This is a genomic window from Blastococcus sp. SYSU DS0541 (assembly GCF_054050875.1).
Window position 1 is genome coordinate 60,991 of the sequence record NZ_JBJHAD010000010.1, and the last position, 14,542, is coordinate 75,532.

Below are 14,542 nucleotides of genomic sequence, written 5' to 3' on the forward strand. Positions count from 1 at the left end.
CAGCCGCGGGACGTCTTCCGGCGGGACGGTTCCGGGGCGCCGCCGGGCCGCCCGTACCCTCGGGTGCCGTGACACCCACCGTCCGCGAGCTCCTGGCCACCGCGCAGCCGACGTGGTCCTTCGAGTTCTTCCCGCCGAAGACCCCGGCAGGGGAGGAGCAGCTCTGGACGGCGCTGCGCGAGCTGGAGCGGCTGCACCCGTCCTTCGTGTCGGTGACCTACGGGGCCGGCGGCTCCACCCGCGAGGGCACCGTGGCGATGACCGAGCGGATCGCGGCGGACACCACGATGACGCCGCTGGCGCACCTGACCGCCGTCGACCACAGCATCGCCGAGCTGCGGCACGTGATCAGCCGGCTGGCCGCGGCGGGGGTCCGCAACATCATGGCGCTGCGCGGCGACCCCCCGGGCGCCGACCCGCAGGCCGAGTGGGTCGCCCACCCCGAGGGCCTGCACTACGCCGCCGAGCTGGTGGAGCTGATCCGCTCGGTGGGCGACTTCTCGGTGGGCGTCGCCGCCTTCCCCGAGCGGCACCCGCGGTCGCCGGACTTCGACACCGACGTCGAGATGTTCGTGGCCAAGTGCCGGGCCGGCGCCGACTTCGCGATCACCCAGATGTTCTTCCGGGCCGAGGACTACCTGCGGATGCGCGACCGCGTCGTGGCGCGCGGCTGCGAGGTGCCGGTCATCGCCGGGGTCATGCCGGTCACCAACGTCCGGCAGATCACCCGGATCGTCCAGCTGTCGGGTCAGGCCTTCCCGGCCGAGCTGGCCGAGCGGTTCGAGGCGCTGGACGGCGACCGCCCCGAGGACAAGGCCGCGGTGCGCGACCTGGGGGTGGAGGTGGCGACCGACCTGTGCCGGCGGCTCCTCGACGAGGGCGTGCCGGGCATCCACTTCATCACCATGAACCGCTCGACCGCGACGCGCGAGGTCTTCGCCAACCTGGCCGGGAGCGCACCCGCGATCCGCTGACGGCGGCGTCTGCCCGGGCGGGCAGCGGGGCATGGAGCCTGCATGGTCGCGCAGGAGGAGCAGGCTGAGCCGTACTCGTGGCTCGTGCGGGCCGGGCGGCGCGCCTGGGCCGCGCTGGGGGTCCTGGTCCTCGTGGCGCTCGGCTACCTGCTGCTGCGCGAGGTCAGCGTCGTCGCCACCCCGCTCGCGATCGCCCTCTTCCCGGCGGCCGTGCTGTGGCCGGTCGCGGCCTGGCTGAAGCGGAAGGGGGTGCCCTCGACCGTCGTCGCCCTCCTTCTCCTCCTCTCGCTGCTCGGGCTGCTGGGGCTGGCCGTCTGGTTCGTGGTGCCGCGCTTCGCCGCCGAGATCCCCGCACTGGCCGACAGCGTCGAGGACGCCCTCAGCGACCTGGCGGAGCTGGTCGCGGACACGCCCTTCTCCCTCCCCTTCGACGTCGGCGACGGTGGCCTCGCCGACATGGCCCAGCAGGCGGCCGGTGCGCTCGGCGGAGGTGGTGGCGACGTCGTCGACCGCGGACTGCAGGTGGCGCGGACGCTCGGCGACGTCGCCACGGCCGTCGTCCTGTTCCTGGTGGCCCTGTTCTTCTACCTGCGCGACGGCGGGCGCATCTGGTCGGGGATCACCAGCCTGCTGCCCGAGCGCACCCGGGTGCACGTCGACCGCGTGTCCGGGCAGCTGTTCTGGACCCTCGGTGCCTACTTCCGCGGGCAGCTGGTCGTCGCCCTCGTGGACGCCGTGGCGATCGGCATCGGGCTGGTGGTCCTCGGTGTCCCGCTGGCCCTGCCGCTCGCGGTGCTGATCTTCCTGGGCGGCTTCTTCCCCATCGTGGGGGCGTTCGTCTCGGGCCTGCTGGCGGTCCTCGTCGCGCTGGCCGACCAGGGACTCACGACGGCGCTCCTGGTGCTCGCCCTCGTCGTCGTGGTGCAGCAGGCCGAGGGCAACCTGCTCGAGCCGCTGATCCTGAGCCCCGTCCTGCGGCTCCACCCGTTCCTGATCATCCTCGCGGTCACCGTCGGCGGTGTGACCTACGGCGTGCTGGGCGCCTTCCTGGCCGTGCCCATCGCCGCCTGCGCGGGCCGCGTCGTGGACTACCTGCGCGGTCGGGACCCCGCCGCCGGCCCGGGCTGGGGGGACGGGGGCAGGGTGGTCGGGGAGGAGGACGAGCGAGCCCGGGACGGTGCGGAGCCGGTGGCTGCCCGGACCGGTGACGAGGGCTGACCCAGGTCGTTCCGGGGGAGCGTCACGGCTGCCGAGCGCCCTCGAGCAGGTCGGCGGCGCGGGCGGCCGCGCGGCGCAGCCCCTCGCGCTCGGAGGCGTACCCGCCGACGACCCCGACGACCGGCAGGTTGGACACCGCGCGGGCGAAGAACTTCCCCTTCGGCCGGGCGTCCAGGGCGTCGTCGATGCGGCTCAGCAGCCGGGCGGCCCGCCACAGCGTGCGGACCACGCCCTTCGCCCCGCGGCGCTCGTCCCGCGGGCCGAGCGCGCCCTCCACGTAGGTGCCCTTGGTCCGGGTGAGCAGCGGCTCCACCTGCTCGGCGGACAGCTCCCGGCGGAGCAGCACCCGGGCCAGCAGCGACACCCGCTCGGCCGGGGCCTCCACGCCGTGCTCGCCGGCCACGCCGAGGACGACGAGGGACTGCACCGCGGTACCGACCGTGTTCTGCAGGGGGAGCAGGTCGGCGAGCTTGCCCGCGAAGCGGGGCACCGCCGAGACCCCGGCCGCGACCCGGGACACGCGGTCGGCCCACCACTCGTCGCGCTGCCCGCGCGGCAGCTCCGGGGGGCGCCCCAGCCGGGTCGCCAGGGGGGTGAGCAGCCGGTCCAGCCGGCGGAGGACGTCGACGACCACGGCGTCGCTGATGGGAGCAGCCATGGGGCGGCCATGCCCCGGCGGGAGGGGTGCCACGCGCGCTGTTGCCGGGAAGGTGCCGGTCACGGCCCTACCCTGCGTCGGTGATCACCGGAGCCACCGTGCTCGCCTGCGCCCTGCTCGCCGGCCTCGCCGCCTTCCAGGTGGCCCTCGCCGCGGGGCGTCCCTGGGGGCGGTTCGCGTGGGGCGGGCAGCACGAGGTGCTGCCCACGGGCCTGCGCGTCGGCAGCGCGGTCTCCGTCGTCCTCTACGCCCTCTTCGCCGTCGTGATCCTGCAGGCGGCCGGGCTCGTGACGGCGGTGCCCGCGGCGGTGGGCGACGTCGGCATCCGGGTGCTGACCGGGTACTTCGCGCTCGGCATCCTGCTCAACGGCATCTCGCGCAGCCGGTCGGAGCGCGTCGTCATGACCCCGCTGGTGCTGGTGCTGGCCGCCTGCTGCCTGGTCGTCGCACGGGCGTAGCCCGGCCTCGCTGTGAGTCTCCTGTGGGGCATCCCGGCGTGCCGCGGGGCCGGGAGCCGCGGGCTACCGTGGCCGCCATGGCGTCCGGACCGCGGGCGGCGGCTCCGCGCTGGGCCGTCGTGGGGGTGGTCGTCGCGGTCCTCGTCGCGCTCCCGGCGCTCGTCGGTGCGCTGCCGGTGGCCGACCCGCCGGTGCCCGCGGCCGAGCTGCGTGCGGCGGTCCTCGCCTCCGACGACGTCACCTACTCCGGGTACGCCGAGTCCGCCGGCGGGCTGGCCCTGCCGGTGACCCGCCAGCTCGACTCCGTCGCCGACCTGTTCAGCGACCGCACCGAGATGCGGGTGTGGTGGCGCGGCCCCGAGGACCACCGGGTCGACGTGATCACCGCGGCCGGCGAGACGGGCGTCCACCGCGACGCACGCGGCACCTGGACGTGGCAGTACGAGGCCGCCTCCGCGACCCGCGCGGCGGCCACACCGTTCGCCCTCCCGGCGCCCCCGGACCTGCTGCCCTCCACGCTGGGCCGGCGGCTGCTCTCCGAGGCCACCGACGGGGAGCTGACCCGCATCGGCGCCCGGCGGATCGCCGGCCGCGACGCCCTCGGGCTGCGCGCGACCCCCGCGGAGCCGGCTTCCGCGGTGCGCCACGTGGACGTGTGGGTGGACCGGGTCAGCGGCCTGCCGGTGCAGGTGGTCGTCCTCGGCGAGACGTCGGAGGTGCCGGCGCTGGACACCCGGTTCCTGGACCTGGAGCTCGGGGTCCCGGACGCCGCCACGACCGCCTTCACCCCTCCACCCGACGCCGCCGTGCGTTCGGCGGACCAGGCCGAGATCGTGCTGGAGGCCGGGCGGCGCCTGGGACCGTTCCGCCTCCCTCCCACGCTGGCCGGCCTGCCGCGCCGGACGCTCGACGGCGCCCCGACCGGCATCGGGCTCTACGGGCGCGGGGCCACCCTGCTCGCCGTCGCCCCCGTGCCGCGCCGGCTGGCGGACGGCCTGCGCCGAACGCTGGCGCAGAGCCCGGACGCCGTCACCGATGCCACGAGCACCCGGATCGCGGCCGGGCCGGTCGGGCTCATGCTCGTCGACCCGCAGGACGCGGAACCGTACGTGCTCACCGGGACGGTCACCCTCGACGCGCTGGTGGAGGCCGCCGGGGAGCTCCCGGTGCTGGGGCGGCAGCGGTGAGCACGGTCATCGCCACCCGCGGGCTGGCCAAGCAGTTCGGGCGGGTCCGCGCGGTCGACGGCATCGACCTGGACGTGCGCGAGGGCGACGTCTACGGCTTCCTGGGGGCCAACGGCTCGGGCAAGACGACGACCGTCCGCATGCTGCTGGGGCTCGTCCTGCCCACCCGCGGGGAGATCGACCTGCTCGGCGAGCGGATGCCGCGCGCAGCCCGCCGCGTGCTGCCCCGGGTGGGCGCGCTCATCGAGGCGCCGGCTGCGTACGGGCACCTGTCCGGCCGGGAGAACCTCGCGCTGCTGGACGCCGCGGGCCCCGGCGGGGCGCGCCGCGACCGCCGCCGGCGCGTCGCCGAGGTGCTCGACCAGGTCGGGCTGGGCGGCGTCGGACGCCGGCCGGTGAAGGCCTACTCCCTCGGCATGCGGCAGCGCCTGGGCCTGGCCGGGGCGCTGCTGCGCCGTCCCGAGCTCCTGGTCCTCGACGAGCCCACCAACGGGCTGGACCCGCAGGGCATCTCCGAGATCCGGGAGCTGCTCCTGGACCTGCACCGCGGCGGGACGACGGTCTTCCTCTCCAGCCACCTGCTGGCCGAGGTCGAGCAGCTGTGCACCCGCGTCGGGGTGCTGGACCGCGGCCGCCTGGTGCTGCAGGACGACCTGGCCACCCTGACCGCCCCGACCGGCGCCACCGTGGTGCGCACGCCCACCCCCGAGCAGGTGCGGGCGGTCCTCGACGGCCGGGTCGCCGCCGTCGACGGCGAGCGGGTGGTGGTGCGCGGCGGCGACCCCGCCGAGGTGAACGCGCTGCTCGTGCGCGCCGGGATCCCGGTCACCGGCCTCGCCGCCGACCGCCCGACGCTCGAGGAGGTGGTGCTGGCGGCCGCGGCCACCAGCGCCGACCGGGTGGAGCGGACGCCGTGATCGCCGTCGAGCTGCGCAAGCTGTTCCGCCGGCCCCGCACCTGGGCGATCATCGCCGTCCTCAACGCGCTGCCGGTGCTGGTCGCGGTGCTGCTCGTGCTCACCGACCTGGCCCCCCGGCCGGGCGAGGGCCCGCCGTTCCTCTCCGCCGTCCTGACCAACGGCGCGCTGTACCCCCTGGCCGCGCTCGCCATCGTGCTGCCGCTGTTCCTGCCCATCGCGGTGGCGGTGGTCGCCGGCGACTCGGTCGCGGGCGAGGCGCAGGCGGGCACGCTGCGCTACCTGCTGGCCCGGCCGGCCGGGCGGACCCGGCTGCTGGTGGCCAAGCTCGTCGCCGTCCTGGCCTTCGTGCTGGTCACCGTCGTCGTGGTCGCGGCCCTGGGCTACCTCGTCGGGACGACGCTGTTCGAGGCCGTGCCGGGGGCCGGGACGTCGGTCTCCGGGACGTCGCTGACGGTCGAGGAGCTCGCCGTCCGCACGGTGATGGCGGTCGGCTACGTCGCGGTGTCGATGCTGGGTGTCGCCGCCTTCGCGCTGTTCTTCTCGACGCTCACCGACTCACCGCTGGGCGCGACGATGGGCGCCCTGGCGGTGCTCGTCACGTCGTCGCTGCTGTTCACCCTGGACGCCGCCTCGCCGATCGCGCCGTACCTGCCGACGCGCTACTGGCTGGCGTTCGTCGACCTCTTCCGCGACCCGATCCTCTGGCGCGACATCACCCGGGGGCTCGCGCTGCAGGCCGTCTACGTGGGCGTGCTGCTGGCCGCGGCGTGGGCGAACTTCACGACCAAGGACGTCACGAGCTAGCCGCTGAGGCGGGCGCAGTCGGCGGCGTCGAGGGGGACCGGCTCACCGGCGGTCAGCTGCTCGAGGACGATCCCCTGCACGAGCGGGTCGCCGGGCAGCTGGCCGTGCCCGACCCGGCTGTCCGCGCACACCGACTGCACGGGGAGGTTGAGCGCGCCCTCGAGCCGGGCGGAGTCAGGCGGGGTGACCGTCCGGTCGAGCGTCGTCCAGACCGACACCCAGCCCACCCCGCCCGGCGTCTCGTCGCCCGCGTTCAGCCGGGCGAGGACCGGGCTGTCGGTGGCCAGCTGCCGGCACCCCTCCGGGCAGGAGGCCGGTGCGATCTGGCCGGCCAGGTCCGCGAGGCCGGTCCCGTGGTGCGGCGAGCCGATCGTCACCACCCGGCGGGCCACCTCCGCGCCGCCGTCGGCGACCCACAGCCGCGCGATGACCCCGCCGGCCGAGTAGCCGACGACGTCCACGCTCTCCTCGCCGGTGCGCTCCAGCGCCGCGCGGGCGGCGTCGTCGAGCGCCGCGGCCGCCTGGCCGAGGTCGCCGGTGCCGTCGCCGGGCAGCGGGACCACGGTGGCGTCACGGCCCGCGGACTCCAGCCGGTCGGCCAGCGTCCGCAGGGCGCCCGTGCCCCCGCCGTACCCGGGCACCAGCAGCACTGGGCCGGGCCGCGCCGTCGGGCCCGGGCCCTGGACGTCCGCGCCGCGGGTGGCCAGCAGCACGCCGAGGGCCACGATCGCGGCGGTGACGAGGGCGAGCACCGCGACGACGAGACGGCGGCGGGCGGGGGAGAGACCGGCGAGCACTCACCTACTGTCCCTGGTGGAGGCGCCGGCGTCACCGGACGGCGCCCGGTCGCGGGAGGGGGCGGCGTGCTGAGCCGGGAGGAGTACCTCGAGGCCTGGTCCCGCTGGCACGGCGGCGCCGACGCGCAGGCACCGCTGGTGCGGGGCTGGCTGTCGCTGGCGCACGGGCTCGCCCGGCCGCTGGCGGCGCTGCCCCCGGTCGTCGCCACCGCCGCCGGGGTGGTCGTCGCGGCCGCGGCGGTCCCCCCGGCTGCCGCGGGCGGCGCCTGGCTGCTGCTGGCCGGGGGGCTGGTAGGGCTCTCCGGGCTGCTCGACAGCCTCGACGGCGCGCTGGCGATCGGCACGGGGCGGGCATCCCAGCGCGGCTTCGTCCTCGACTCCGTGGTGGACCGGCTGACCGAGGTCGCGTACGCCGCGGCGCTCTGGGTGGCCGGGGCGCCGGGCTGGCTCGCCGTCGCCTTCGGCGCGCTCTGCTGGCTGCCCGACTACCTGCGGGCGCGCGCGGGGCAGGCCGGCGTGCACCGGACCGGCCCGATCTCGCTGTGGGAACGGCCCACCCGGGTCGCGATGGCGGCCCTCACGCTCTGCGGCGCGGGGGTGGTCAGCGGCCTGGAGGTCGCGGGGGTGGACGCCGCGGTGCTCTCGGTCACCGCCGGCGCCGCCGCCGGGGTGCTGCTGGGCGCCGTCGGCACCCTGCAGCTGGCCCGGTGGCTCGGCGCCGAGCTGGCCGGTCCGGGCCAGGGGGAGCCCCCGCCGGAGGGGTGACCCCGGTCTGGACGGCGGGTCGGGCGTGCGGGCCCTAGGGTGTGCGGTGCCCGACCCCCGCCGTTCGTCTCCCGTTCCCCGCCCGGTGCTCCCCGCGGCGCAGCGGCCCGAGGCAGCCCGACCCGGAGGAGTGCCTCCCGTGCCCGTCGTCGTCACCGGCTCCATCGCCACCGACCACCTGATGACCTTCCCCGGTCGCTTCACCGAGCAGTTCGTCGAAGGCCAGATGGAGAACGTCTCCCTCTCCTTCCTCGTCGACGACCTGGTCCAGCACCGCGGGGGCGCGGGCGCCAACATGGCCTACGGGCTGGGCCTGCTCGGCCTGGCGCCGGTGCTGGTGGGGGCGGTCGGGAGCGACTTCGCCGACTACGAGGCCTGGCTCTCGCGCCACGGTGTCGACACCGGCAGCGTGCACTGGTCGGAGCTCAAGCACACCGCCCGCTTCGTCTGCACGACCGACGAGGCGAACAACCAGATCGCGTCGTTCTACTCGGGGGCGATGTCCGAGGCCGCGCAGATCGAGCTGGCGCCGGTCGTCGACCGGGTGGGCAGCCCCGACCTCGTCGTCGTCGGGCCGAACGACCCCACCGCGATGGTGCGGCACACGCAGGAGTGCCGGCAGCGCGGGTACGCCTTCGCCGCCGACCCCAGCCAGCAGCTGGCCTGGGCCGACGGCGAGATGATCCGCGAGCTGGTGCACGGGGCGGAGGTGCTCTTCACCAACGAGTACGAGTCGGCGCTGCTGCTGCAGAAGACCGGCTGGACGGCCGACGAGGTGCTCGCCCGGGTGGGCACGTGGGTGACCACGCGCGCCGCGGACGGCGTCCTGGTGCGGCGGGAGGGCGAGGAGCCGCTGTCGGTGATCGCGGTGCCCGAGACCAAGCCCGTCGAGCCGACCGGCGGTGGTGACGCGCTGCGCGCCGGGTTCATCGCCGGGCGGACCTGGGGCCTGGGGCTGGAGCGGTCGACCCAGCTGGGCTCCGCCGTCGCCACCGCGGCGGTGGAGGTCATCGGCACCCAGGAGTACGACCTGCCGCGGGAGAGCTTCCTCGAGCGGTTCGCCGAGGCGTTCGGGGCCGAGGCCGCCGAGGAGATCGCCGCCCACCTCCCCGCGTGAGGCCCGCTGGGATCAGGTGACCTGATCATCGAGGGTCCTCCCTCACCTCCTGCGCTGAGGGAGGACGCGCTGCGATCAGGGTCCCTGATCGCAGCGCGGGCTACTCGCCGCGGAGGGCCTCGCCGATCGAGGGGTCCCCGGTCCACCGGTGGTAGGGGATGCGGGCGATCTCACGCACGTCGCCGATCGTCGTCCACTCGTTGCCACCCAGCCGCGCGAGCGGGCGGAGGTGCTCGATCCGCGGCCGCCCGTCCCGCACGGCGTCGGACCACACGCTGATGTGCTGCACCCGGCCGAGGACGACGGTGCTGTCACCCAGGCGCAGCGTGGAGTGCAGGACGCACTCGATCGAGACCGGCGACTCGGCGACCCGCATCGCCGCCACGGTGTCGGCCGGCTCCAGCCGCACGCCGGCCTGCTCGGCCTCGCTGGTGTGCGGCGGGAAGTCGGTGGCCGTGGCGTTGACCTGCTCGAACAGCGGCTCCGGCGTGAGGTTGACGGTGAACTCGCCGGTCGCCTCGACGTTGCGCAGCGAGTCCTTCCGGCCCACGGAGGTGAACTGCACGATCGGCGGGTCGACGCAGGCCACCGTGTAGAAGGAGTGCGGCGCCAGGTTGTGCACCCCGTCCGCCGAGCGGCTGCACACCCACGCGATCGGGCGGGGGACGACGACGGAGTTCAGCACGCGGTAGAACGCTCCGGCCTCCATCGCGGCGGGGTCGAAGGAGGTGCGCGGGCGCTGCTGCTCGGCGGAGGTCACCGGCCCATCGTCGCCGACGTGGGGGAAGGGGTCGCGTCGACCGGTCGACCCCGCCACCGCAGGGTGCCGCGCCGCCGGCCCCGCACCGACCGCAGCATCAGCGCGTCCAGGGCCAGCACCGAGAGCGGGTGGGCGAGGGCGTCGGGCCAGGCGCGGCCCCCGCTGGCCCGGGCGGCGGCCACGCGACCGGCCACCCCGGCCAGGTAGCCCACCAGCCCGGCGCGCGACCCGCCGAGGGCGGCCAGCGGCGGGACGACGTAGACGGCGGTGAGCGCGGCCGCGGCGGCCAGCCCACCCGCCGGCGTCCCGCCGACCGAGGCCCACAGCGACTTGGCGTAGCCGTCCCGGACGGCCGCCCACCCCTCGTACATCCGGCAGGCCGCGAGGCAGGAGCCGTCGATCGGCACACCGCGGCCGCCGGCGCGCTTGACCGCCCGCAGCAGGGCGATGTCCTCGAGCACCTCGCCGCGCACCGCCGCGTGGCCGCCGGCGCGCGCGTAGGCGTCGCGCCGCACCACGAGGAACTGGCCGTTGGCGGCGGCCAGCGAGGGCCGGGGGGAGCGCTCGGCCAGCCGCAGCGGCAGCGAGGTGATCCACAGCCAGGGCGCCAGCGGCTGCACGAGGCGCTCGGCGGGGCCGACCGCGAGCGGTCGGGGCCACGGCGAGACCAGGTCCAGGCGGTGGGTGTCGAGCACCGCGACGGCGCCGGCGATCGCGTCGGGGAACAGCCGGACGTCGGCGTCGACGAACACCAGCACCTCGTCGTCCCCGCCCTCGGCAGCGGCGGCCCCGACGGCGCAGGCGTGCGGCTTCCCCAGCCACCCCGACGGCAGCGCCGGCGCGGGCACGAGCCGCACCCGGGGGTCGGCGACGGCGCGCACGACGTCGGCGGTGCCGTCGGTGGACCCGTCGTCGACCACCACGACCCGCAGCCGCGCCGCCCCCCGCTGGTCGAGCAGCGCCGCCAGGCAGCCGGCGACCTGCTCGGCCTCGTCGCGCACCGGCAGCACCACCGTGACCGGGCGGGCCACCGGCGGCGGGTCGGCGGGGGCACGGCGCAGCAGCGCGGTGTTCACGGCCGCGTGCACGGCACCGGCCATCGAGATCCCCGCCAGCGAGCGGAGCAGCCTGCCGCTCACCGTCGTCCCGCACGCCGGTGCTGGACCGCGAGGACGAGCAGGACCGCCGCCCCCAGCCCTGCGCCCCAGGCCGCGGAGCCGGGCAGCCCCAGCCAGCCCGCGTGCGCCAGGGCGCCGCCGAGGGTCATCCAGGCCAGCGCGAACAGCGGGGCGCCGGGGCCGGTCCGGGGCGCGGGGGCGGTGCGCTCGACCAGCAGGTCCAGCAGCGTCATCAGCACCAGCCCGGCCAGCAGCCAGCCGGCGAGGTTGGTCAGCGGCACGGTGTCGATGCCCGGCAGGCCGGGCGAGGGGTGGGCCCAGGTCCAGTAGCCGGCCTGCACCAGCTGCGGGTCCAGGACGACGTCCCACGCGGCGAAGACCGCCGCCGCCCAGGCGATGCGCGCCGCCCGGCGGCGGGAGGCGCGCACCGGGCGCGCCAGCACCTCCCCGAGCAGCCAGCTGGGCCAGGCCATCATCAGCCAGGCCAGCGGCACGAGGAACGGCACGCCGAGCAGCGTCGGGCCGAGGACGTCGCTGTAGGAGTAGGTGCCGTAGGGGAAGCCGGTGGCCACACCCACGGACTCGAAGGCGATCGACACCAGTGCCACCAGCACCAGCACGCCCAGGCCGGTGCGCGTGCCGCGGCTGAGGCCCGCGTGCGCGACCGACAGCGCCGACCCCAGCAGCACGATGCCCCACGAGACGGTGTCCCGGAACGAGCCCGAGGCGAGCGGGTAGGCGATCGCCGTGGCGACCAGCGCCGCGGTGAGGGCCCACGGCACCACGCGGACGGCGGCGGGTGCGGGAGCAGGTGCGGTGGTCGTCACGCCCGGCCCACCCCGCCGCGCAGCCGGCGCAGCGCGCGACCGGCCACCGCCCGCGCGCGGGGCAGCGCGCCCCGGTCGGTGAGCACCGTGCGCGCCGCCGTCCGCCCGGAATTGCCGGAGACGCCGCCCCCGGGGTGGGTGGAGGCGCCGGCCAGGTAGAGCCCGGGCAGACCCGGCACCCGGTAGCCCGACAGCCCCGGGGTCGGGCGGAGGGCGAACATGCTGGCCAGGCTCATCTCCACGTGCATGACGTTGCCACGGGGCAGGGACAGCTCCCGCTCGAGGGCCAGGGGCGTCTGCACGTACATCGCGCGCACGGACCCGGCGAACCCGGGGGCGTAGCGGTCGACGGCGTCCACCAGCCGCCGGGCCTCGGCGTCGGCGAGGGCGTCCCAGTCGGCGCCGCCGGCCAACGCGTACGGGTACCACTGGCCCCAGATGGTGACGACGTGCTGCCCGGGCGGGGCCAGCGTGGCGTCGCTGGCGGAGAAGGACATCGCCAGCGGCACCGGTTCGCGGGGCACCCGGCCGGCGCCCCAGTCACCGTGCGCCGCGGCCAGCTGGGCGCGGTCGGTGCAGAGCAGCTGGAGGCCCTGCAGCGCCTCAGGCCCGGCCCCGGGGTAGGACGGCGGGGCGTCGGTCAGCGCCCGCACGACCAGGCCGAAGCCGTTGCCGACCGGCGGCGCGGCCTCGGCGAGCACCGGGGGCGCGGCGTCCCCGGCGAGCTCGCGGGTCACGCCGATGTGGCAGGCGGCGACCACCGAGGACGCCCGCACGACCCGGCCGGACCGGGTCTCCACGCCGGCGACGCGGCCGTCCTCCACGAGCAACCGCGCGGCGCCGTCGCCGAGCACCACCCGGCCGCCGTCGGACTCCAGCCGGCGGCGCAGCGCCTGGGTCAGCCCGCCGGAGCCGCCCACCGGGTGGCCGGGTGGCACGTCGTGCAGCAGCGCCACCCAGCCGACCATCGCCGCGGTGCCGGGCTCGGACATCGGCGGGCCGGACTGCGCGCCGAACCACGCCAGCGCCGCCTTGAGCCGCTCGCTGGTGAACCACTTGTCCAGCAGCGCGTCGCCGGAGCCCAGGAAGTCGACGGCCAGCTCGCCGCCCGGGGTGCGCGGACGCCCCTCCGCCGGCGCGCCCAGCGGCCAGAACGAGCGGAGCAGGCCGCCGGCCGACGGTGCCCGGCCGAACGAGGCGACGACGGCGCGGCTGCGCGGCCCCCACACCTCGACGAAGCGGCGGTAGGCGGCGGCGTCGTCCGGACCGCAGGCGGCCTCGATCGAGGCGCAGGTGGCGTCCAGGTCGACGGAGAGGACCAGCGGCCGGCCGTCCGGGCCCGGGTCGCCGGGGGAGGGCGCGGGCGCGAAGCCCCACGGGTCGCAGTCGATGTAGCGGAGGCCGTGCTCGGCCAGCGCGAGCTCCTCGACGATGCCGCTGTGCCGGACGATCACGTGCGCGCTGGACCCGCGGTCCACTCGCACCCCTGGCCAGCGCTCCACGGTGGAGACCGCCCCGCCGAGGACCTCGTCGGACTCGAGGACCTCCACGGAGAGGCCTCCGCGGGCGAGGTAGCAGGCGGCCACCAGGCCGTTGTGGCCCGAGCCCACGACGACGACGTCCACGGCACCGGGGGAGGCGGTCACGCCCGGGAGTTCGTCGCGGAGGGGCCGGGTGGATGCAGCGGGAGCCGCGCGCCGAGGATCGCGAAGGGCCTCGAGTCGCCCGGGAAGTGGTAACCGCGGGCGAGGTCGACGAACCCGTCGGCGCGGTAGAGCCGGAACGCCTTGGTGTCGGCGTCCGGCGTGGAGAGCAGCGCCACCGGGTGCGGCAGCCCCTCCACCAGGGCGTGCAGCAGCTGCCGGCCGAGCCCCTGGCTCTGCGCGTCGGGGTGCACGTGCAGCTCGCACACCTCGAAGGCGCCGGGCAGCCACTTCTTCGCCGTCCGCCGGTCGAGCGCGGCCCGCACCTGGTCGTGCCACCACTGCCCGGGGGCGATGAGGTAGCCGTAGCCGAACCCGACCAGCCGCTCGCCCTCGGGGGAGCGGGCGAAGGCGCCCACCGCGCGGAACCCGGGGCGCTCGGTGTGCTGGACGGCGTAGCCGTACCGGCCGGCGACGATGCCCGAGTCGTAGCCCATGGCCAGGCCGTAGATCGCCAGCACCTCGTGCATGTGCTCACGCATCCACGGGGCCGGGAGCTCGAGGATGCGGGTGGCGTTGCGCGTCCCCGTCACTGGGCGGTCGCCCCTTCGGCGTCCGGGCGCTGGGCGTCCGGGAGGGGGGCGTCCGGGAGGGGGGTGCCCCCGAGGCTGGTGGCGGTCCCGTCGAGCGGCCCACCGCCGACCTCGGCCGCGGTGCCTGCGGTGATGCGGAGCAGTTCGTCGTAGGTGGTGGGGAAGACCGCCGCCGGGTGCCCGGCCGCGGCCCACAGTCGGTCGTACCGGGCGAGCTCCACGTCGACCAGGGTGCCGAGGGGGGCGGGGTGCCCCACGGGGGCCACCCCGCCGATGGGCTGGCCGGTGTGCTCGCGGACGACGTCGGCGGGGGCGGGCACCAGGGAGCCGATGCCGAGCAGCCCCGCGACCTGGATGACGTCGACGCGGTGGGCGCCGCTGGTGAGGACCAGCAGGGGCGAGCCGTCGGCGAGGAAGACCAGGCTGTTGACGATCGCGCCGACCGGCACGCCGAGCACCTGGGCGGCGGCGGCCGCGGTGCGGACCTCCGCGGGGAGGATGCGGACCTCACCCTCGGCGCCGGCCGCGGCGAGGGCACGGGCGACGGCGGCCACCCGGGGGTGCGGGGGTGGGCTCATGCGTCGATCCTGCCACCGCCCGAGGGTGCGCGCCCCCGGCGGTGCGGCCCGCCGCGGTGCAGCCGTCGAACCGGCCGATCCCTGCAGCCCTCCGGGCGCCTGACCAGCGAGAACTGTCGTACCTCC

Annotated in this window: 16 protein-coding genes; 8 read left to right on the forward strand and 8 right to left on the reverse strand. The window is 76.7% G+C overall.

Features of this window, described 5'->3' with window-relative positions; translation table 11 throughout:
• The first annotated feature begins 68 nt into the window (after window positions 1–68).
• Window positions 69–974, forward strand: a complete 906-nt coding sequence (gene metF, locus ACI794_RS12520; protein ID WP_456616520.1) for a methylenetetrahydrofolate reductase [NAD(P)H] — start codon at window positions 69–71, stop codon at window positions 972–974.
• A 42-nt stretch (window positions 975–1,016) separates the two neighbouring features.
• Window positions 1,017–2,192, forward strand: a complete 1,176-nt coding sequence (locus ACI794_RS12525; RefSeq protein WP_456616521.1) for an AI-2E family transporter — start codon at window positions 1,017–1,019, stop codon at window positions 2,190–2,192.
• Between the two features lie 22 nt (window positions 2,193–2,214).
• On the opposite strand, the gene ACI794_RS12530 is transcribed toward ACI794_RS12525, so the two are convergent.
• A complete protein-coding gene (locus ACI794_RS12530) occupies window positions 2,215–2,850 on the reverse strand; it encodes a hypothetical protein (RefSeq protein WP_456601834.1) in 636 nt (211 codons plus the stop codon).
• An 80-nt stretch (window positions 2,851–2,930) separates the two neighbouring features.
• Between ACI794_RS12530 and ACI794_RS12535 the strand changes: the two genes are divergently transcribed.
• The 4 genes from ACI794_RS12535 (at window position 2,931) to ACI794_RS12550 (ending at window position 6,218) form a co-directional block, all read left to right on the forward strand.
• On the forward strand, window positions 2,931–3,308 hold the full coding sequence (locus tag ACI794_RS12535) for a hypothetical protein (RefSeq protein ID WP_456616522.1): 378 nt from the start codon (window positions 2,931–2,933) through the stop codon (window positions 3,306–3,308).
• A 77-nt stretch (window positions 3,309–3,385) separates the two neighbouring features.
• The gene (locus ACI794_RS12540) at window positions 3,386–4,495 is read left to right on the forward strand and encodes a transcriptional regulator (RefSeq protein WP_456616523.1); all 1,110 of its coding nucleotides are present in this window, start codon (window positions 3,386–3,388) and stop codon (window positions 4,493–4,495) included.
• Window positions 4,492–5,412: an ABC transporter ATP-binding protein gene (locus ACI794_RS12545; protein WP_456616524.1), complete on the forward strand. Its 921-nt coding sequence runs from the start codon at window positions 4,492–4,494 to the stop codon at window positions 5,410–5,412. The genes ACI794_RS12540 and ACI794_RS12545 overlap by 4 nt, the downstream gene beginning before the upstream one ends.
• Entirely contained in the window at window positions 5,409–6,218 is an 810-nt protein-coding gene (locus tag ACI794_RS12550) for an ABC transporter permease (RefSeq protein ID WP_456601838.1), read from the forward strand. The genes ACI794_RS12545 and ACI794_RS12550 overlap by 4 nt, the downstream gene beginning before the upstream one ends.
• Here ACI794_RS12550 and ACI794_RS12555 read toward each other — a convergent pair.
• The gene (locus ACI794_RS12555) at window positions 6,215–7,015 is read right to left on the reverse strand and encodes a lipase family alpha/beta hydrolase (protein WP_456616525.1); all 801 of its coding nucleotides are present in this window, start codon (window positions 7,013–7,015) and stop codon (window positions 6,215–6,217) included. The two genes, ACI794_RS12550 and ACI794_RS12555, sit on opposite strands and share 4 nt — an antisense overlap.
• A 66-nt stretch (window positions 7,016–7,081) precedes the next feature.
• On the opposite strand from ACI794_RS12555, the gene ACI794_RS12560 reads away from it, so the two are divergent.
• Complete coding sequence (locus ACI794_RS12560; protein ID WP_456616526.1) at window positions 7,082–7,780, forward strand: CDP-alcohol phosphatidyltransferase family protein; 699 nt, start codon at window positions 7,082–7,084, stop codon at window positions 7,778–7,780.
• Between the two features lie 139 nt (window positions 7,781–7,919).
• Entirely contained in the window at window positions 7,920–8,897 is a 978-nt protein-coding gene (locus tag ACI794_RS12565) for a carbohydrate kinase family protein (protein ID WP_456601841.1), read from the forward strand.
• Between the two features lie 100 nt (window positions 8,898–8,997).
• Here ACI794_RS12565 and ACI794_RS12570 read toward each other — a convergent pair whose 3' ends face one another.
• The 6 genes from ACI794_RS12570 to ACI794_RS12595 are packed head-to-tail and all read right to left on the reverse strand — an operon-like array spanning window position 8,998 to window position 14,416.
• Window positions 8,998–9,657: a flavin reductase family protein gene (locus tag ACI794_RS12570; RefSeq protein WP_456580916.1), complete on the reverse strand. Its 660-nt coding sequence runs from the start codon at window positions 9,655–9,657 to the stop codon at window positions 8,998–9,000.
• Complete coding sequence (locus tag ACI794_RS12575) at window positions 9,654–10,796, reverse strand: glycosyltransferase (protein ID WP_456616527.1); 1,143 nt, start codon at window positions 10,794–10,796, stop codon at window positions 9,654–9,656. The genes ACI794_RS12570 and ACI794_RS12575 overlap by 4 nt, the downstream gene beginning before the upstream one ends.
• Window positions 10,793–11,602: a carotenoid biosynthesis protein gene (locus tag ACI794_RS12580; RefSeq protein ID WP_456601843.1), complete on the reverse strand. Its 810-nt coding sequence runs from the start codon at window positions 11,600–11,602 to the stop codon at window positions 10,793–10,795. Before ACI794_RS12580 ends, ACI794_RS12575 begins: the two co-directional genes overlap by 4 nt.
• Entirely contained in the window at window positions 11,599–13,248 is a 1,650-nt protein-coding gene (locus tag ACI794_RS12585; RefSeq protein ID WP_456616528.1) for a phytoene desaturase family protein, read from the reverse strand. Before ACI794_RS12585 ends, ACI794_RS12580 begins: the two co-directional genes overlap by 4 nt.
• A complete protein-coding gene (locus ACI794_RS12590) occupies window positions 13,245–13,838 on the reverse strand; it encodes a GNAT family N-acetyltransferase (protein ID WP_456601845.1) in 594 nt (197 codons plus the stop codon). Before ACI794_RS12590 ends, ACI794_RS12585 begins: the two co-directional genes overlap by 4 nt.
• Window positions 13,835–14,416, reverse strand: a complete 582-nt coding sequence (locus ACI794_RS12595) for a YbaK/EbsC family protein (RefSeq protein WP_456616529.1) — start codon at window positions 14,414–14,416, stop codon at window positions 13,835–13,837. The genes ACI794_RS12590 and ACI794_RS12595 overlap by 4 nt, the downstream gene beginning before the upstream one ends.
• Window positions 14,417–14,542: the final 126 nt, after the last annotated feature.

Coding starts and splice junctions, on each gene's coding strand:
- ACI794_RS12525 (WP_456616521.1), top strand. CDS start 1,017: ATGGTCGCGCAGGAGGAGCAGGCTGAGCCGTACTCGTGGCTCGTGCGG.
- ACI794_RS12530 (WP_456601834.1), bottom strand. CDS start 2,850: ATGGCTGCTCCCATCAGCGACGCCGTGGTCGTCGACGTCCTCCGCCGG.
- ACI794_RS12595 (WP_456616529.1), bottom strand. CDS start 14,416: ATGAGCCCACCCCCGCACCCCCGGGTGGCCGCCGTCGCCCGTGCCCTC.
- ACI794_RS12540 (WP_456616523.1), top strand. CDS start 3,386: ATGGCGTCCGGACCGCGGGCGGCGGCTCCGCGCTGGGCCGTCGTGGGG.